The 19,107-nt window shown below is 44.9% G+C and carries 16 protein-coding genes; 5 read left to right on the top strand and 11 right to left on the bottom strand.

All coding sequences use genetic code 11. The features are described from left to right. Window positions 1–2: 2 nt before the first annotated feature. From R7O03_RS06385 to R7O03_RS06360, 6 genes are all read right to left on the bottom strand, one after another. Entirely contained in the window at window positions 3–551 is a 549-nt protein-coding gene (locus R7O03_RS06385) for a hypothetical protein (protein WP_017820633.1), read from the bottom strand. Window positions 552–801: 250 nt separating this feature from the next. Next, window positions 802–2,577, bottom strand: coding sequence for an ABC transporter transmembrane domain-containing protein (locus R7O03_RS06380; RefSeq protein ID WP_169644495.1), 1,776 nt, complete (start codon window positions 2,575–2,577; stop codon window positions 802–804). Window positions 2,578–2,580: 3 nt separating this feature from the next. Then, window positions 2,581–4,320, bottom strand: coding sequence for an ABC transporter transmembrane domain-containing protein (locus tag R7O03_RS06375; RefSeq protein ID WP_025998567.1), 1,740 nt, complete (start codon window positions 4,318–4,320; stop codon window positions 2,581–2,583). Window positions 4,321–4,591: 271 nt separating this feature from the next. Continuing rightward, a complete protein-coding gene (locus tag R7O03_RS06370; RefSeq protein WP_005377704.1) occupies window positions 4,592–5,083 on the bottom strand; it encodes a type II secretion system protein in 492 nt (163 codons plus the stop codon). 204 nt (window positions 5,084–5,287) lie between these two features. After that, entirely contained in the window at window positions 5,288–6,631 is a 1,344-nt protein-coding gene (locus tag R7O03_RS06365) for a sodium/glutamate symporter (RefSeq protein ID WP_213871989.1), read from the bottom strand. A gap of 424 nt (window positions 6,632–7,055) precedes the next feature. Then, a complete protein-coding gene (locus R7O03_RS06360; RefSeq protein ID WP_017820637.1) occupies window positions 7,056–7,934 on the bottom strand; it encodes a LysR family transcriptional regulator in 879 nt (292 codons plus the stop codon). Between the two features lie 103 nt (window positions 7,935–8,037). Between R7O03_RS06360 and R7O03_RS06355 the strand changes: the two genes are divergently transcribed. Beyond that, window positions 8,038–8,325 carry a putative quinol monooxygenase gene (locus R7O03_RS06355; protein WP_017820638.1) on the top strand — a complete coding sequence of 96 codons (288 nt, stop codon included), beginning with the start codon at window positions 8,038–8,040 and terminating at the stop codon, window positions 8,323–8,325. Window positions 8,326–8,336: 11 nt separating this feature from the next. Then, on the top strand, window positions 8,337–9,314 hold the full coding sequence (locus tag R7O03_RS06350) for a Gfo/Idh/MocA family protein (protein ID WP_017820639.1): 978 nt from the start codon (window positions 8,337–8,339) through the stop codon (window positions 9,312–9,314). An 83-nt stretch (window positions 9,315–9,397) separates the two neighbouring features. Here R7O03_RS06350 and R7O03_RS06345 read toward each other — a convergent pair whose 3' ends face one another. Further along, window positions 9,398–10,084, bottom strand: coding sequence for a DNA-3-methyladenine glycosylase I (locus R7O03_RS06345; RefSeq protein ID WP_213912415.1), 687 nt, complete (start codon window positions 10,082–10,084; stop codon window positions 9,398–9,400). Window positions 10,085–10,170: 86 nt separating this feature from the next. Here R7O03_RS06345 and R7O03_RS06340 point away from each other — a divergent pair, with 86 nt between their 5' ends. Continuing rightward, window positions 10,171–10,365, top strand: a complete 195-nt coding sequence (locus tag R7O03_RS06340) for a hypothetical protein (RefSeq protein ID WP_005377692.1) — start codon at window positions 10,171–10,173, stop codon at window positions 10,363–10,365. 85 nt (window positions 10,366–10,450) lie between these two features. Here the strand turns inward: R7O03_RS06340 and R7O03_RS06335 are convergent, their stop codons facing one another. From R7O03_RS06335 to R7O03_RS06325, 3 genes are read right to left on the bottom strand one after another with little or no spacing between them, the layout of a single operon-like run. Further along, window positions 10,451–13,276 (bottom strand): Hsp70 family protein, encoded by a 2,826-nt coding sequence (locus R7O03_RS06335; protein WP_213912416.1) that lies wholly within the window; start codon window positions 13,274–13,276, stop codon window positions 10,451–10,453. 55 nt (window positions 13,277–13,331) lie between these two features. After that, window positions 13,332–15,296 carry an Hsp70 family protein gene (locus tag R7O03_RS06330; RefSeq protein ID WP_318131593.1) on the bottom strand — a complete coding sequence of 655 codons (1,965 nt, stop codon included), beginning with the start codon at window positions 15,294–15,296 and terminating at the stop codon, window positions 13,332–13,334. After that, window positions 15,296–15,928: a DUF2760 domain-containing protein gene (locus R7O03_RS06325; RefSeq protein ID WP_017634945.1), complete on the bottom strand. Its 633-nt coding sequence runs from the start codon at window positions 15,926–15,928 to the stop codon at window positions 15,296–15,298. Before R7O03_RS06325 ends, R7O03_RS06330 begins: the two co-directional genes overlap by 1 nt. Window positions 15,929–16,219: 291 nt before the next feature. Here R7O03_RS06325 and R7O03_RS06320 point away from each other — a divergent pair, with 291 nt between their 5' ends. Beyond that, window positions 16,220–17,761 (top strand): sensor domain-containing diguanylate cyclase, encoded by a 1,542-nt coding sequence (locus tag R7O03_RS06320; protein ID WP_318131592.1) that lies wholly within the window; start codon window positions 16,220–16,222, stop codon window positions 17,759–17,761. An 83-nt stretch (window positions 17,762–17,844) separates the two neighbouring features. Beyond that, window positions 17,845–18,375: a 3'-5' exonuclease gene (locus R7O03_RS06315; protein ID WP_005377684.1), complete on the top strand. Its 531-nt coding sequence runs from the start codon at window positions 17,845–17,847 to the stop codon at window positions 18,373–18,375. A 242-nt stretch (window positions 18,376–18,617) separates the two neighbouring features. On the opposite strand, the gene R7O03_RS06310 is transcribed toward R7O03_RS06315, so the two are convergent. Then, window positions 18,618–19,058 carry a TerB family tellurite resistance protein gene (locus tag R7O03_RS06310; protein WP_017820644.1) on the bottom strand — a complete coding sequence of 147 codons (441 nt, stop codon included), beginning with the start codon at window positions 19,056–19,058 and terminating at the stop codon, window positions 18,618–18,620. Window positions 19,059–19,107: the final 49 nt, after the last annotated feature.

Raw genomic sequence — 19,107 nt, 5'->3', positions numbered from 1 at the left:
ATTTAGAAATCGGCTTTACGGACAAAGTGCGGGTTTTTGTACTTTTTCTGCGGGCCAAACGATGATACGACAAGTTTGTTCCATAATGTTTTGTCAAACTCACCCTTTGGAATCGAAGGGTAGAGGGTTTCCTCTTCTTCTCTTGCAAAGTTCATATATTGTTTCTTTTTAATTTGATTGTACTTTTTGGCGATCTGGTTATGTTTTCTTACCCACTCCAGCTTGTAATTGTGGAGCACTTTTTCACCATCTTCGAGACTCATTCGAGATAGGAACAGTCGCTTGTATGAGACCTTTCTGTCCAGCATTGTGCGCATAACGGTTTGGATATATTTACCGTGATGCGTAATGGTAATGTCGTTTTCATCAACAGGAGTGACACACCAGCCTTTAGGTAAAAAGTCTGGCTTCTTAAATTGCTTATTACGCTCCATTAGCGCCTGATGTAAAACTAAATCAGAGGTGCCGCGGAACGTCTTTTGCCATTTACCGATACGAATTTGAATCGAACCAGGCAAGCGATAGATGTTAGTAAACTTATCTTTGTCCATGGACTTGTGTCATGAGATTAATGTGCATAATTAGAAAGCGGAATTCAGCCCAATGCCACAGGCAGTAGACTTAAGTACCGTACGATTTTACAACGACCTTGCGTGATATAGCGAGGGGTTATGTCAATAATAGGTAAGAAATAGAAAATTAGTTCACATTATGAAGAAATTGGAAGCTTACAAGGCTAAATTTTGAAGTTACACCAATTATGCCCATGCCGACTAAATAAAAGAAGGCACGGGCATAAAATCACACCGCTTCTTCGAGTTGCTTGGTGTCTTCTTCAATCTGTTGTAGGTGTCGGTTTGCTTGCTGTAACTGATACATTTGAGCATAACGACCATTTTGCGTTAAGAGTGCTTTGTGTGTGCCTTTCTCGACTAACTCCCCATGATGAAGAACAATGATTTGGTCTGCATCTAAGATAGTTGAAAGCCGATGAGCAATAACAACGAGCGTCATGTCTTGTCTGAGGACCGCCAAGCTCTTTTGGATTAAAGCCTCTGTTCCTGAGTCAATATTTGCGGTTGCTTCATCTAATATCAATATCTTAGGTTTTACCACAAGCACACGTGCTAACGCCAAAAGCTGTTTCTGACCTGCAGATAAATTAGTTTCGCCTTGACCTAACTGCGTGTCTAGCCCGTTAGGGTAACGATGAATTTGTTCTGCCAAACCTACCTTGTCTAACGCATCCCATATTTGATTGTCATCAACCGCCCGACTGAGAGAGATGTTTTCTCTGACTGAAGCAGGGAGAATATGTGGATCTTGTTGAACCATTGCCACATCTTTGCGAAGTACGTCTTTCCCTAATGTTTTAAGTGGACGACCATCTATGAGCAGTTCACCACATTGCGTTGGATAAAAGCCCATTAACAGTGACGCTAATGTGCTTTTACCGCTTCCTGTATGCCCGACAAGCGCGATAAAGTCTTGGTGGTTGGCCTTCAACGAAATGTCTTTTAGGACGTCCTGTTTACCATCGTAGCTAAATGTGAGGTCTTTAAGTTCGATAGCACCTGACCTTAATGGTTGATGATCGCCCCCGTAAGTTTGTTCTTTCGCGTCAATCAATTCAAAAACACGTTCGCTTGACACTAACGCCTGCTGAAGTAGAGCAAGTTGCTGAGTCATCTCAATTAGTGGTTCAGTAACTCGCGCAAGATAACTGATAAATGCATACAGTACCCCCACACCAATCAACTCAATACCATTAAAACCAAAGATCGCAACCAAGCAAAGCAACGCAAGACCAGCGAGTAAGTCCATTAATGGTCTTAGCAGATAGCCGTTTAGCCGAATCACTCGTTTAGATGCCACCAGATGCTCTGCGGTTAGCTCGTTGAACTGTTTATTAAAACGCTCTTCTTGTTGCATTAATTGAATGACACTCATCCCTTGAATGGATTCACTCAGATTCGCATTTATATCGGTCAATAGGTCACGCATCTTTCGGTAGCTTTCTGTACTTAGCTGCTTAAACAAGTACATAAAGCCGATGACGATCGGCAGCAATACAAGCACAACGAGTGTGAGCTTCCAACTCATGAAAAACATAACGCCAAGCATTACGACAATCATGACCACGTTTTTCACCACGGTCGCGATCAAAAGCTCATAAAATTGCTGTAAAGATTCCGTATCGTTGGTGATTCGCGACACCAATTTTCCAGCAGGAGTGTAATCAAACGCAGATAACGGCTGCTTAATCACGCCAGAAAATACTTGCTTACGAATCGCTTTGATCGTGTTAGCCGCGACAATGCTAAATTGCAATGACTGAAAATACTGGAATGTTGCCGATACGATCTGAAGAGCGATATAACCTACTGCTAGCGAAATCAGAACATTTTGTGAATAGTCACCTTTAGCGATGTGCTCATCAATGAAATATTGAATCAACCAAGGGCCGCCAGCGCTGGCTAACGCAGCAATAAACAGCAAGGCGAGTCCTTTAATCATTGGCTTTGGTTGAGATAATGGGTAAGACATTAACCGTTTAAACGTGCTGGTCTGGTTCATTCATTATTCCTCCATCGCCTGCTCTAGTTTCTGATACTCGAACATCTCGGCGTACCAGCCTTTATGCGCTAATAAAGCGCTATGTTGCCCACGTTCAGTAATGTGTCCGTGATTCAATACAATGATCTCGTCTGCTGCTTCCAAAGCGGTGAGGCGGTGCGCAATAACGATTAGGGCTTGATTACGGTAGTATGTTTCTAAATTCTTAAGGATTTGATGTTCGGTCCGCCCATCAACAGCGGAAAGTGCATCGTCCAAAACCAACACTTGAGCATTCAGCAGCATAGCGCGTGCTATCGCAATACGTTGTTTTTGCCCGCCGGAGAGTGTAATGCCTTTTTCACCAACTTCTGTTTGATAGCCTTCAGGAAACTTTTCAATATCGTCATGTATACAGGCTAACTTTGCTGCTCTATAGACTTCTTCTTTCTCTGCATTAGGGTTGCCTAAGGCAATATTGTCGAAGATAGATTTGGAGAATAGAAACGGACTTTGGTTAACGACAGCAAAACGGTTGCGCCACTGTGGAAGTAGGGCATCCTTGATCTCGACATCACCGAATTTAATTGAGCCGTTTTCTAAATCATGTTGACGCAAAAGTAGTGTTAACAGGGTCGATTTTCCGCTTCCTACCGGCCCTGCAACTCCCAACATTTTTCCGGGTTCCAGTTCGATGTTTACTTCCGTCAAAGCGGGCGGTAAATCACTAGACCAATGGAAATCGTCGATATCAATTTTTAACGGAAGTGGTTTATTTTCTATTGGCTTATTGCCACTGATAATTTCTGGCTTTTCATCAAAGATCTCTTGTAATCGGTTCCATGCAGCAGAGCCTCTTTCTAAAATGTTAAATAGGAATGCGAATGCCAACATCGGCCATATCATCAACCCTAAATACATCGTAAATGCGGTCAGATCACCAAGCGTGATCTCACCTTTATCAACAAGGTAAGCACCAGCAGCGACACTAAGAAGGAAAGAAAGACCGATGGTTAACTGAATTGCCGGGTCAAATCTAGCATCGACTCTTGCGACAGCGATGTTCTTTTCGCCAGTATCATCCACAACCTCTTCAAAACGTTGCTGCTCTTGGTTTTCTAATCCGAAAGCACGCAGCATTCGCACGCCATTAAGTGACTCTTGTGTCATGTCTGACATGGTAGAAAAGGCTTCCTGAGCGACACGAAAGCGTTGATGTAGGATACGCACAATAAAGAAGATGATGATGGCAAGAAATGGCATTGGAAGAAGCGCCATTACGGTGAGCTTCCAGCTTACTTGCGTTACCATAATGATTAAAACCGCAATACCAGTGATCAAAGAGTCTGCGGCGGTTAAAACCCCTTCGCCGGCAGTCATAACGATATTACGCACATCATTAGTGCCACGAGCCATCAGATCCCCCGTCTTGTAACGTTCAAAAAAACGAGGTGGCTGTGTCGATAAATGCCTATATAGACGGTTACGTAGAATGGTCCCGAGCTCCCAGCTTGCGCCGAAAAGCCAAATTCGCCATAAGATGCGACACCCATAAATAGTAAAGATCAGTACAGTTAACCCTGAGAGCCATAGAATCAGCGTATTTGTATCTAAAGTGTTGTCTACGACGCCATCAACTATGATGCCAACTGCTTTGGGCGGAACAAGCTGTAGTGCTGATATCACAGCGAAAAGCAGAATGGATCCGACATAGTGCCTCCACTTTTGTTGGAAATACCAACGTAGCTGCCAGAATATTCTCATTACGCCTCCCGCTTTAAATTATTGAATTTGTTATAGAACTATTATTGAGCGAAATGATGAGTTTACAAGCACAAGTTATAGGCGGGTTTAAAAACGATAGATTGTTTCAATTATAGCCATGTGTCGGCGCAAATTACTGGTTTTATCTCTATGAGCTAACTGTGCGACGACATTATGTGAAATAGTTGTTAATGGTGGTTTTGGAGCCATTACCTTGCAATAACGATGAAGACACCAAAAGTAAAAGTGTTACTGCCACTCTATATGGGAATTAGCAATCGTCAGTTTGTATTTTGTATTTCACTTGGCCACCAGGAGTTTCTGGGTAGTAAACTTCGACATAACACATATGTTCTGGACCAACAGGCTTGTTTGCAAAACCAATAAGGAAGTAGGGCTCGTCTGGGCTATCTACCCCGTACCAAGTGTTGATAGTGAGTTGCGGATCAAAGCCTGCTAGCTCTTTTGCTGGAATAACATTTTTGATAAATCCAAAGTAACCAATTAGGTCGTTATGGCCGTCATTATCTAGATCAATGTTATATTGTATGCCGCCATCTACTGTCTCTTGAGATTGAATCACTGCTTTGGTGTAGACAAAGTTGTTGGCGGTCATGAGTGCTTCTCTGGCTCCATATAGAACCGCCACTCTGGCATCTTTTTGTAAGCCAAGAAATTTAGGAAATGCAACGACGCTTACGATACCAAGAATGATGATGCACACAATGAGTTCAATAAGAGTAAATCCTTGAGAGCGACGCACAGCCTTTCTCCATGTTTTAGAAACGAATAGGCGGCTATTCTGATATAGAAACTTTCAGGTCAAGTATTAAAAAAGAATGATAGTAAGAGATCGGGATTGCAAATCTCAAATATAAAACAAGTTGCTTATTTTCGAGATGAGGAGTGATTTTGATAAAAACCAAGGAATGAACTCGAGAGGATAAAATCCTCCCGAGTAAAGCGACTAAGATTCGTGTGTCAGAGCACTGCGGTTACGTTTAAAAATGAATCGCCAAACAAATAAGACAATTGCGATGTAACCTAATCCTACACCAAGCGCTTGCCAGTGCATGCCGTTATACATCGCGATTGGCATCAAAGAGATGATGAAGATGTCAGTGATTGAGCCAGGGACATAAGCGATGGCGTAATCATCAAGCACCTTGCTACGCATTTTTGGATCAACAATGCGAAGCAACGCAATACCCATAGCTACCGTACCGGTCAACCAACCCCAAGAGAAAATGCCTTTCTCGAACCAATCTTCTCCCATGATACGTGGGGCAACCCAGAAGATTAGCCATAGTGTGAAGGCGATACCGCCGATTGCAAGCACTACCATCGGCATTAAATACTGGGCTAGGACGGTAATCTTGATGGCTGAGATACCAAAGATAATCAAATAATCGGTACTGATGCCCGCAGCGTGTTTGAATGCACCGTCACAAAGATAGCGTGAAGCTTTCGTTTGTTTCGCGATGATTCGCACAAGCATGCCGCCAAGGAAGCCAGTTACAAACGTCGGGATCTGCACCTTATCGTGGAAAGAAGACAAGTAGTTGGCGGCGACATAAGAGAAAGCGGTTACGACAACCACTAACGCAGCGTGAATCGCGAAAGAATCAACCGACAGGGAAGACATGGTGTCTTTCATTACCGGTTCTTGATCATCAGGCTTAACAAGGCCTTTGCGTTCGTGTTCGTCCATGCTGTCGAAGGTCGTAAAGCTACGAATCCAACCCATCTTCAATGCGAATTGCAGCATGAGCATGCCGACAGAAATCGAGATGAAAATACCCACGGTTGCGAACGTTAAGCCAAGTGTGAAGCCATCTTCCCAGCCAAGCCCCGTGAAGATTTCACCAACAACAGATGCAGAGCCATGTCCGCCCATAAAGCCCGCAGACATTGTCACACCAAAGCCAGGATTAATCTCTGGCCAGAAGAAGGTTGTGAGAACTAGACCAAACATTGCTGCAAACAACCACTGAGAAACAGAAGCGATTTGGTTAAACGCCCACAATGAGCCAGCACGCTGTGCGACGGTTTTAGGTGATGGAACATCCGTTGCCAGACCTAACGCAGAAAAAAGTGCAGCAGTTAATAGGCTTGCGTTAGCGGTAAACGTATCGGTCCAAGGCAGTACGTCTAACAGGGCTGGTCCAAAAATTAGACCGAATAATCCTGCGAGAACCGCCGATGGAATGTACATACGCTGTAATAATGGCGCGTGAACGCGAATGACTTTTGCCAAAATTAATAGTAAGCCAGCGATGGCTAAGTCAGTCAGCATTAGACCTTTAGGCATCTTATCCTCCAGTAAATGCAGTCAAGGGGTAGCGTCCTTGTGACCTACCTTGAATAAAAATCTCTCTCAAGCCAAAAAGCCACATACGTGACTAACAGCGTTGAGAAATCAATGTCGTTTTCATAAGCAAAGGAATGTGCTTATGCAATTTGAAATGAGTGTAAATGTTGTGATTGCACACGAACAGGAAGAGAAATTAGATTAAATTTCTCGATATTTTTTTGATAGTTCACTCAGGAAAGGCGGCAATCCTAGTCACTTTGTTAGAGCAATGCAATTGGTGTGAATCAATAAATTATGCCTAGTTATGGGTGTTTCTGACTAACAACATGAAAAATAAAGACAATTAACAAGCAATAATATTTGTCATATCGACAATAAAAGTTAATTAAATGGTTAAATTGTCGCCGCTTTATGTGGGGCGTTACGGATTCACATGCGAAAGAACAAAATCGACTAAGGTGCGATTTTTAAGGGAAAGCTGTTTTGAACGGTAAAGCAGGTGGATCGGTTTTGGCTTGGGAATGTGTGAATGGAGAATTTCTACCAAGGCGCCAGATTGGATTTCCTGTTCAACTAAGATCTTTGGTTGCAGAAGAACACCAGAGCCTTTTAACGCAGCAAACTTAAGCACATCACCATTGTTAGACGTTAATCGGGTGTTACTGTTTCCAAAGGTATTAGATGGCATGTTCACCACTTGTTGGCTTTCTCCTTGGTGATACTGAAACCCCAAACAATGATGATGTTCAAGGTCATCAAGCGATTGGATAGGGGCATGTTGTTCAAGGTAAGAGGGTGAGGCGCAGTAAGTCATGTGGTATTCACCCAATTTTCTCGCGACTAACGACGAATCGACCAACTCACCGATTCGAATAATCACGTCTGCTTCGCTTCGATATGGGTCAATCAAATTGTTGTCCAACATCAGCTCAACGTTCAAATCGGGAAATTCAGCTAAGAAGTCAGCCACGATAGGAGCAATGACCTTTTTGCCATACGTGACAGGGCAGTTAACTTTTACTGTTCCGGTTGGACGGTTGATCAGCGTCTGGATTAAGTTCTCTGCGTTAGTGATGTCTTCAATAATGCGGTGGCACTCTTGGTAGTAGAGTTTACCGGCTTCGGTTAAGGACTGTTTGCGCGTGGTCCGATGAATCAGCTGTGTACCTAAGCTTTGCTCAAGAAAGCTCACGTGCTTGCCAACCATGGTCGGTGAAATATCAAAGTGGTGTGCAGCATTACGAAAGCTGCCGTGTTCGACCACGTAAGCGAAAACTTTCATGCTTGTTAATTTATCCATTGCACACCCAGAGTTTATAAAGAAATAACTAAAGCAGAGTTTATCAATCAAACGAGGTTAATTACAGTGGGCGTATGATTAAGAATGGAGAAAGAGATCCATCATGAATGAGACGATTTTTGTTACCGCCGAACTGAAAATGAATGCCGATAAGCCAAGACAACAAGTAGTTGAAGCCATTGAACAATTTTGCCTTGATATGCAAAGCGAAGCGGGGTGCTTGCAAGCGAGTGCGACCTACGATTCTAAAGATCCACAACGTGTGATTCTTTGGGAGCGATATGAAAACCGCGCCGCGATTGAAGCGCATTTTGCTATGCCGCATACACAAGCGTTTATTGCGGCTGAAATGGCAGAGTTAGTTCAAGCATTCGAAACCCAAGCTCAATAGGAGAGGCGAACATGAAATGGGGTATTTTAGGCACAAGCTTTATCTCAGGTGTCATGGCTGAGGCAATCCAAGGCGATGACAAGAGTGAACTGTACGCGGTTGCTGGGCGTTCGGAGCAGAACTTAAAGACATTCGCTGAGCAATATGGCATCGAGAATACGTTCAACGATTACGATGCGTTGATTGCCGATGAGCAAGTCGACATTATTTACATCGCATTGCCAAATCACCTTCATCATGACTTTATCGTTAAAGCGGCAGAGCAGGGAAAAGCGATCCTGTGTGAAAAGTCACTGTCGGTAGATATGGAAAAAACCGAGTTGGCACTAAAAGCAGTCGAAACGCACAAGGTATTCTTTGCTGAGGGTTTGATGTACTTACATCACCCATTGATCAGCGAGTTGGTTTCTGTGCTTAAATCGGGAGAGATTGGTGAACTTCGCTCCATCCACACGTCTTATATTGCGTCGATTGCGCAGTTTGTTAATCCAGACAGTAAAGGTGCTTTGTATAACTTAGGTTGCTACCCAATGTCATTGGTGCATTTGGTGGTGAAAACCATGTTGGGTGAACAAGCCTTTGGAAACCGCTCTATGACGGCGATTGGTCGACGAGGTAACGATGGGAATATCTGTGAATCGAGTTTGATGATGCAATTCGGTGAGCAACAAACGGCGAGCGTACACACCGCCGAAGATCATGGATTGAAACACCAATTCACTATTCTGGGTAGTAAAGGCAGTATTACGTTAGACTCGAATCCATGGCTACCAACGCAAGACAACCAGTTTAGTGTGGAAATTTACGAGACGTCGAAGCGCGAGGTGTCTGTATCGGCAGCTGGAGACGCTTTCTTCTATCAAGTGCGCAATATTCGCCAAGCGGTTGAAGCAGGGCGTACATCGTTAGAGAACCCTTGTGCAACATGGGAAGACTCTCACCGTATTATGCAGCTACTGACTGAGTGGGAATCACTGGCTTCAAAGTAAGTCTGTACTTGAACCAATGAACATAAAAACGGCGCACTAAATCCAATATTTGGTGCGCCGTTTTGTTTTGGGTTCAGTCTCTGTTAAATGCGATTATCGCCGGTGCTGAACGCAATGATTTGGCTGATCTCAGACAGGCTTCTGCCACTTTCTTGCTGCCATTGAACAAACGCTTTGTTGGTTGCATCGAGCGATTTTTTCGTATCTTTGCCACCTTCAATGATCTTGCAATTGCGCAGGTAAGCCTCGACGTCGCTAGACAAGATGAAGGTATCAACGCCCATTTGACGAAGTGTGTAAGGGCCAGTATTTCCGCCTAGGCGATTACCGCGTTTCTTCAAATACGCCCACAGGTCGGTGATTTTATCTTGCGGCCAATCGGCAACCATTTTGCCAAACGAGCCGTATTCGATTTTTGCTTCGTGGAGCATACGAGCGTTGGCAGGAATCGACATAACTTTAGTGAGGTGGCGAATGATGCGTTTGTCGGTTGCTTTGGTTTCCCATTGCTCGTCTGACAGCATCAACAGCGGCTCAATCTTAAATCCGAAGAACACTTCTTCGAAGTTCGGCCACTTGTTGCGAACCACGCTCCACGAAATCCCACTTTGGAATACCTTCATTGAAAAAGCAGCCAGCCAACGGTCGTCGGGAATCGCTGCCAGCTCTTCTTTGCTTAGCGGATGAGATAAAAGCGCTTCAAGTTGATCTTCACCACCTTTACGCTCGGCAGCGCGCTGATAAATCGCGTCAAATTTTTCGATACTCATAAAAGAAGTTAGTCCTAGTTTATGTCGATATTTGCGAAACATACTACGCTTAAGTGGCTGAATCGCAAATTGATGGAGTGTCACAAATGAAGAAGGTCACATTAACGTTTGTCGGAGAAGGTTCGGATCGTATTGCAGAAAAATTCTATGCGTGGATGACGGATGGTGGGTTAGAAGACAGCATGATTGAGAATTTATCTGACCGTGAAATCTCAGTTGTCGGCATCAGTGATATGGATAATGAAACGCGTGATGTGGTAATCAATACGGAAATGAACTAACGAGTCGACTATCGTCAGCAAGCAGAATCAGATAAAACAAAGCCCTTCACTCGAAGGGCTTTGTTGCGTTTATAAGCATGGGAGCTTAGTTGTTTACCAGCGTCAGACCGCTTGGCAGTGCATCACCGAAGATACGTTTCGATTCACTCTCAGATAGCTCTTTGACTTCTTCAACCAATGATACCCAAGATTCAGGCACTTTACTTTGCTTCAACTTAGCCAGTACCTGCTCACGGTAGTCGTCTGAGATATCAAATAGTCGGTCGCCTGTTTTACGACAAATCATTACGGCTGCAAACGCGATCATTGGCTCTTTCTGCCAGTTCTGTTCTAACAGTTTAGGCAACCACTGTTCCGCTTGTTCACGAGGAACGACGTTATGCTGACTGCCATATAAAGGCGTACGTGATGCCAAGCGACCCATTGCCCACCAGTGTGCTTGTTCAAACTGGTTTTGGTTGATCGCTTTACTCAAGAACCACGTTGCCAATAGAACTTTATCTTCCACTTCTAGATGCTCTAGAGAGGCTGAAAGACGCACCATGGATTCGTAACCCATGTCTTGTGCCGCTTTGGCGGATTGTGGGTTTTTCATCGCGCCGGGATGCAGATATTTTGCGATGTCTGCCAAAATGGTTTCTTGTTGTTCTTGGCTTAGACCGCCCGCGATACGTCGCCAGAATACCCACCAGTCTGTCCAACCTTGATGGTTTTTGAACTGAATATTTTGTTGATACAGTCCCCAAACTTGCTCAATACGCCAAGAGTCTGTTGGATCGCCAAAGCCCGGACGCAGTGCAAAGCCCGCCAAACGAAGCCAGTTTTTCTCGTGCTGTTCAGAACGACGGCGACGCTTACGACCTTGTGCAAAAGTATCGAAAAGTTGACGGAGTGTGGTGAAGTCCCATTCGTCACGTTTGCCGAGCTTCTTCTCAAGGTCTTTGGCTAAGGTTTTGATCTCTTTGCCTTCTGCGCTTTTCTTGTTACCGCTGTAAAGGCGAGCGATCAGCTCCTTACATTCGTTCAACTTAGGGTGAAGTTTAACTTGCTCGCTGTCATCGGTTTGCTTGTTACGAACTTCGAATTCCAGCTCCCAACGTTTGTTATCGTCTTCTGCGCTGACACATTCCATCTTAAGCGTGCCGACTTCGGTCAACTGACACGCCAGTTGTACTTCTACGCGCTCTTTCTGGTTGGCTTGTAGTTCAGCGCCTTCACCTTCAAGGGTGGTGATATAAGGCGGCAGAGGAGCAAATAAGTCGGGGTCAACGTCCACCATCACACCGTTTTGAATGGCGGTGTTATTGGTTAAGGTGTCGTGGGTGGAAGTCAGCAGGTTAAAGCGAACGGGTTCACCCAAGGTAAGCGAGAAACGACGACCACTTAAGCGGATCTCGTGACCTTCTTCTGTCCCTTTTGCAAGCAAACAGAGCGCTTTGCCCATCTTGTTCTTTTCTTGAAGATGCAAGAAGTAAGAACGCGCTGCACCACCACCAATTTTTAGCTGTGCACCACGACGTGCTTTACCAAACGCAACAGCACCTAGTGCAACAGACCAATCTGGATGTGGGTTATCTAATACCGTAACCGGAGCGCCGCGCCAATCGGACAGTAGGGTAGTGACTCGCTCAATCACAAGTTCACTGTTGAACACACCACCGTTAAGTAGCAAACCGACTGGAATTGCATTTTGTTTGTCGTCTTCAATGCCGAGAGCGGCACGAGCAACTTGTTGGTGCTGAGTTAAGAACTCGGCTACGTGTTTGCTCACCGCTGGGTCAGCAACGTATGGAAGACCAAACTCGACAACCGCGCTGCGGCGTTTGTCCGGCACTTCACTGAAATCAGAAAGCGGGAAGAAGCCATCTAAAGCGATTTGGTGCACTTCTTGTTTGCTCAGCCCAATACTCTTTGTTCCGCCAAGAAGTTTCGAGCCGCTGCCCAGCATGGTGATCTTCACTTCTTCAGGTGCACTTGCTGAAAGTAGGTTTTCTTTCGCCTTACGAGTTTGCTGAATCAGCTTAGTCAGGCTTGCTGCAGTGAGCTTCTTACTTTGTTCCCCTTTATTTTGAGAAAGGCGGCTCTCCGCAAGGTGTGCTAATGCTAAGTCGAGGTTATCACCACCCAGCATCAAGTGTTCGCCAACACCAATACGATCAAGGGCTAGTTCATCTTGAGAAGAGAAACTGGCTTCAATCAAGCTCAAGTCGGTAGTACCACCGCCCACATCACACACCAGAATCAGCGGTAACTCTTTGAGTTCATCAGCTGCGGTTTGCTGGTGGCGTGCGTACCAATCGTAACATACGGCTTGTGGCTCTTCGAGCAGGACGATTTTCTTCAAACCAGCTAGCTGTGCAGCTTCAAGCGTGAGTTTACGAGCGGTTTCATCGAACGACGCTGGAACGGTCACAACCACATCTTGGTCTTCTAACTTATTGCTAGGATGACGGTAGTTCCATGCTTGACGAATGTGGTTGAGGTAGCTTGCGCTGGCAATAACGGGTGAGACTTTATCTACGTCTTGCGCACCGGCCCAAGGAAGAATGTCTGAACTACGATCCACTGCTTGGTGCGATAGCCAGCTTTTAGCACTGGATACCTGACGTCCTTCCACCTTAGCGCCTAATTCACGAGCCCATTCACCCACGATCACATTACTAATGTCGCCAGAGACAGGTTCGTTTTCCCAAGGGAGTGTTAGGTCAGAAGGGGAGATTTGACCAACCGCAGGGTGATAGCGGAAAGAGGGCAGCAATGGTTTACGAACCACTTCACCCGGACCAATCAATTGGTCGATGTCGAATAGGGATACTTCGGATTGTTCAAGGTTGTCGGTGATTTCACAATATGCCACCACAGTGTTTGTGGTGCCAAGGTCAATACCAACAAGAAAACGAGGAGATGCCATACAAACCTTCGTGTATTTAAAAACGGCACCCGATTGGATGCCGTTTGATTTCTATTTATTCTTCTTCGTTTGAGTTGCTTTTCGCGTCTTCGCGCACATCGAACTCAACATGCCATTTTTGACCGTTATCAGCGGCAATGGCTTCTAAGTAAAGCGTACCAAGCTCTGTCACACGAGAGGCTAGGGTTACCGGAACCACTTCACCTTCACGACGACCTTCAGATACAGGCAGCGTTACTTGAATTTCTGGAAGCTCTTCAAGCTCTTCTGGTGCCCAGTAGTCTAGGTGAGTACCCGCTAGGTCATCACGACGAACGGTTGAGCCGAAGAATTGGAAGTTAACCGGCTGACCGATGATCAAACCAAACTCTTGGCTTGGTACGTCAACGCTTGAACCTTCTTCCATACCAAATGGTGCAACACAAAGTGCTTCCATTGGAGGCGCCATGCCCGGAATCGCTGGCATCGCACTCTCGATACCCACGTAGTACGCCGAAGCAATACCACCACGGATACGAACGCCTTGACCACGACGTACAGAGCCGTAGTAAGCCGCACCGCTAGCAACCGCAAGGTCTAGATCCACACCTGTTAGGCGTTTTGCCATTTCAGCATCTGCTTCAATTAACCATTCGTTGATCGTGTCTTCTAGACGAGTTGCTAGAAGTTTCGATTTCAGAACACCACCGTTGAATAGGATTGCCGTTGGCTTGATGAAGTCAGCCGATTGCGCTGCATCCGCACCTGGCATACCAGGCATGTTAGCGAATGGGTTGAAATCTTGAGGGGCTGTTTCTGCGCCATTTCCTGAAGCAGAAAGAGCATTGGCTTGTTTAGACAAGAACGCAGCAATGTGACGAGTAATGCCTGCATCTTGTGCGTAAGGCAGACCCATTTGCGTTAGTGCACCACGGTTACGTTGAACAGGGTGATCAGTAATCGCAACTTGAGGGAAGAAGCCGTCAACTAGTGTTTGTTGTACTTCTTCTTGAGTCAGTTCTGTTTTCAGCGTTGCGCCAAGCAGTTTAGAGCCACGGCTTGGTACTACGATTGGCACTGACTGAAGTTCGCTGTCGTTCAATAGCGCTTCTTTTGCGTCGCGACATGCGTGTGTCATTGCCTGAACTTGCCATGGCTGTAGCTCTTTGCCTTCTTGCGCTAGCTTCATTTTCAAGCGGTACGCAAGTGCAAGATCCATGTTGTCACCGCCAAGTAGGATGTGTTCACCTACCGCGATGCGGTTCAGAGTTAGGTTGCCGTCGTCTTCAGTTACTTCAACCAAAGAAAGGTCGGTTGTACCACCACCGATATCGACCACAAGCACGATGTCGCCAACTTCAACTTCGTCGCGCCATTTGTCGTTGCTGTTATCGATCCAGTTGTAAAGCGCAGCTTGTGGCTCTTCTAGAAGCGTTAGGTGCACAAAGCCAACGTTACGTGCTGCTTCTGCAGTTAGATCGCGAGCAGCAGGATCAAAAGAAGCAGGAACCGTAATAGTCACGTCTTGATCGGCAAGGTTGTGATTTGGGTTCGCGTGATTCCAAGCGTCTTTTAGATGCTCTAGGTAAAGCTCTGTCGCACGAAGAGGGGAGACTTTTTCCACTTCTTCTGGGCTACCTGCTGGCAGGAAAGCATCACGACGGTTTACACCAGCGTGGCAAAGCCAAGATTTCGCACTTGCAACAAGACGAATTGGCGTTTTCGAACCTAGGTTACGTGCAATCGCACCAACCAGAGCTTTTGGCTCGCTCGACCACGGAAGAACGCGTGATTGCGGGTTCATTTCGTGTTCGTGCGGCTGGTAAAGGAAAGAGCCTAATTGGCTACGAGTCTCTACCGTACCCGGCGCAGTCAACTGCGGGATTGGCATCACTTCAACGCGAGCGTCTTCGTTGTGTGTATCAACAAAAGACATAACACAGTGTGTTGTACCTAAGTCGATACCAACACTGAATTTAGGCGTCTGTTGAGTTTCAACAGACGCTTCTTGAGAATGGTTTTCTTGGTTCATGTGTTCCATTACAGCTCAACCTCAGCTGGAGCGATCACAGATGCATCGTAGTTCTCAGCAAGTTTAGGCAACGTCATTGATGTTGCTTTCCAGCCTTTGTGAACTAGCGTGCCGTTGAATGGCGCGCTGCCTGTTACGTTGCCAGTTAGGCGGATTTCTTGTGGGTTGAAGCCTTCTTCAACCGTAATGCGAGTTTCTTCGTCTTCGTTACGAACGTGCGCTAGCGTCACGTAGTCGTTCAGTACTTTCTGACCGCCAGTGTGGATTACGCGAGCGGCTGCGCCTACTTCTTCATCAGAGAATGACGTTAGGTCTTCTTTTAAGAAGTCAATCAGACGAGCTTCTTGTTGCATGATAGAAAGCAGCTGCATTGCAGAGTCTGTTGATGCGGTTGCAAGTTTTGATTCAACTTCTACAACACGCTCTACGACTTTCTCTACTTCCACTACTTTTTCTACTTCAACGATCTTCTCAACTGGTTTCTCAACCTCGACGATTTTCTCGACTGGTTTTTCTACCACTTTCTCGACCACTTTTGATTTGCGCGACACTGCAACTAGAAGAAGCAAAACGCTCGATGCGGTTAGGCCAGCGTGAAGCATATCGAACGTTTGAGGAATTAGGTTCAAATCAATGTTCATGACGTTTTTTCTCTTTCTATTGATTTATTGGTGCTCAGTATTGGCTCATATTTGTTCACTAAAACGATCGTCTTTGCGATCTTGCACCAAGTTTAGACATTAAAATGATGACGGATGGTAGCATATTCAAGGCTTAAGGCTGTAATAATTCGTGACTATACCGTACGAACAGCGTGAAAAATCGACGATCAGACTCCCCAATATAGGTTGTTGCTTGATGTTTGTGCATTGCTAACGCAGTATTTCAATAGATCCCGAAGTTTAACTTACGGAAGTATCAAAAATTACGATATGACACAAAGCACCGCTCATAAGAGCTTTATAAAACGACATTCAGACTCTATTTTAGCTTTTTTGGCGACTTTATGTGTCACTGCTGGTGTAGTTGGTGCTGCTTATACAATGCAGCAACGGTATACACAGACGACGTTTGATACTTTAGCCGACCGACAAGCAGAATCACTTAAAGCAAACGTCGAGAATGATCTAAAGTTCATTGGTGCGGGCGCAAACTTTTTCCATTCGATTGAGCGAAGCTATTGGCCATCGTTTCCCATGTATGCGGAACAAGTGATTAATAGCTCACGAAGTCTTATTGGACTTCAATGGATGCAAAAGGTCGAATTCGAAGATCTTGATGAACATATTTTAAAGACCCGTCAAAAATTTCCAAACTTCCAACCGTTTACCGTTCCTAAAGATGGTCCCAAAACCTACGGGTACATTTTTGAAAACAATGAGCCAATTTTTATCGCGTCGGATATCTACCCAAGAACACCGGAAAACCTTTCTCTATTGGGTTTCTATTTTTCGCGCAAACGCTTCGATTTAATCTTGGATGATATTTCCGAAAATGGGCGAGCGAATGTCTCGGATAAAGTTCGCTTACTGCAAGATGGTTATGACAAGTCCATACCTAAGACTGGGTTGCTGGTGTTCCATCCAGTGTTCGACTTCGAGAACAAATATTTATTAGGAGTAGTGACCGGCGTTATCCGAAGTACGGTTTACTTTGAGGATTTGATTACGAAAACCGCGACGGAGCTCGATATGTCGGTGCGCGTAGAAGACTTGGGATTCGACGCAGCAGATGACCCTGTTCTCTTTCAAAGTGCTAGCTGGGATAACATTCGAGGAACCGTTATAAGCCGAACCATTCAACTGCCTAACCGTGAATGGCGTATTGACTTTAAGCTTTCTGACGCAGTCTCTGCTTGGGAGCGTTCTATTTTAGCGGGCACGACGCTAGCCGGATTGGTAATCGCCTTTTTGATCAGTTGGATTGTGAATTTACAGTCTCGAGAAAAAGAGCGCTTAGCGGTCATGTTGGAGCTCAAAACCGTAGAATTAAAAAGAATGGCAGAGCGAGACCCTCTAACTCAACTACTTAATCGCCGAGCATTCAACGATCATTTGCTCAATCAGATAAACAAAGGTGTTAACTTCGCCTTGGTTGGTTTTGATATCGACCACTTCAAAGTGATTAATGACAAACACGGCCATTTAGGTGGAGATGAAGCGTTGCAACATGTCACTAAGCTGGTCAGTGCTAATTTAAAACCGGGAGATAAGTTTTACCGCGCTGGTGGTGACGAGTTTTGTATTATTTCTAAAGTCATTGATAGAGCGGTGCTAGAAGCTTACCTAGAAAAGTTACGGAGTGTTGTGGCAAGTACGGCTTTTGATTATGGTGATGCGTCAATCATCTGTACGTTGAGTATCGGTGCGGTTATCCATAAAGAAGAAGATCCTGAGAGCTTGTATCACAAAATGGACAGTCAACTCTATTTGAGTAAAAAAAACGGCCGTAATAATGTGTCGATCGGCGATTAAATGGGCGCACAAATTCGAGTTTTACGCCGTGTTACGATAGAATCGCACGCTTTAAATTTTTATGTTAGGAACCAAGGCAAACTATGAACCATAACCGTATTGTATGCTTCGATTTAGAAATGTGTTGCTGGAACGAAAATGGCGTCGGCAGCACGGGTGAAATTATCGAAGTGGGGTTAGCTGAAATAGATTTGTCTAAAGGTGAGATAGTCAAGCGTGCTCAATACTACGTGAAACCAGAACACGATGAAGTGTCTCTGTTTTGCGCTGAGTTAACGGGCATCACACCACGTAAGATTGAAAAACAAGGACGCCCACTAGAAGAAGTGCTTAAATCCATGGTTAAGAACTTCGGTGGTCGCAACAAAATCTTTGCATCTTGGGGGCGAGATGACCTCATTCTTCTAGAAGAGTGTAAGCAAAAAGGTATTGAAGCACCGTTCACAGAGTTCATCAACTTAGCGACACTCTACCGTATTCAAAATCGTCTTAAAGATAAACGTATAGGCCATCGAGCCGCTCAAGAAGCAAAAGGAATAGACTGGGAAGGGCGTCAACACTCTGGCTATGTAGATGCATACAACTTAGCTAAGCTTGCTTTGACCATGTTTTAGTTATTCGAACCTAGCTAGCTTGTAATTAAATTATCATCCAACCATTGTTGTTTTGTCATGCAATCTGTTTAGTGTGGAAAGAGCTAAACACATACCTTGACCAGTACTTTAAATAACAATGTCGTTGGCTTATTGAAAAACGCGCAGAGAGCGCGTTTTTTTATGGCTACAGAAGCGATATCTGTTGTCATTCTAGGGGTAGCTTAGAGTTAGCCAGCGACTTATATACTCATCTCGTTACTTTACTGAGACTGTAACTTCGCTCGAATGAACTCGCTGTGATCAACATAGAGTAGCTCTGCTGTTTTACGGATCACCGCGTCTTCTAGCGGGTCAATTTCGCCGTCTGCGTAAGCGACTTCCCACATGCTTTTGATTAAGTTGTAACGAGTTTCTTGAGTCAGTTCTCTTAGTTGAGAGGTAAAGTCGTACAGCGAAGCGGAATCTTTTATTTTCTGTTGCGCTTGCTCTAACAAAGTATTTGATTCTTCTTCATTTAACGAAAGCAGTTTCATCAATAAAGAGCGCTTTGTTTCTTGTTCTCTATCATCGACACTATGGTCTGCGCCAGAAACTTCACAAAGCAAACACGCGATAGCCATGTTAGGGGAAAGTGTGTTGGTTTGGCTTAAATCAGAGCCATCAATGAGTTGTTTAAATAATGATGTGAGAGAATTAAACATAATGAACACCGAGCTATTGTTTATTTGGTTAACATGGTAATAAATACGG

The organism is Vibrio sp. Vb2960 (assembly GCF_033337665.1).
Taxonomy (GTDB): domain Bacteria; phylum Pseudomonadota; class Gammaproteobacteria; order Enterobacterales; family Vibrionaceae; genus Vibrio; species Vibrio alginolyticus.
This window is presented reverse-complemented; position numbering and strand designations above follow the sequence as displayed.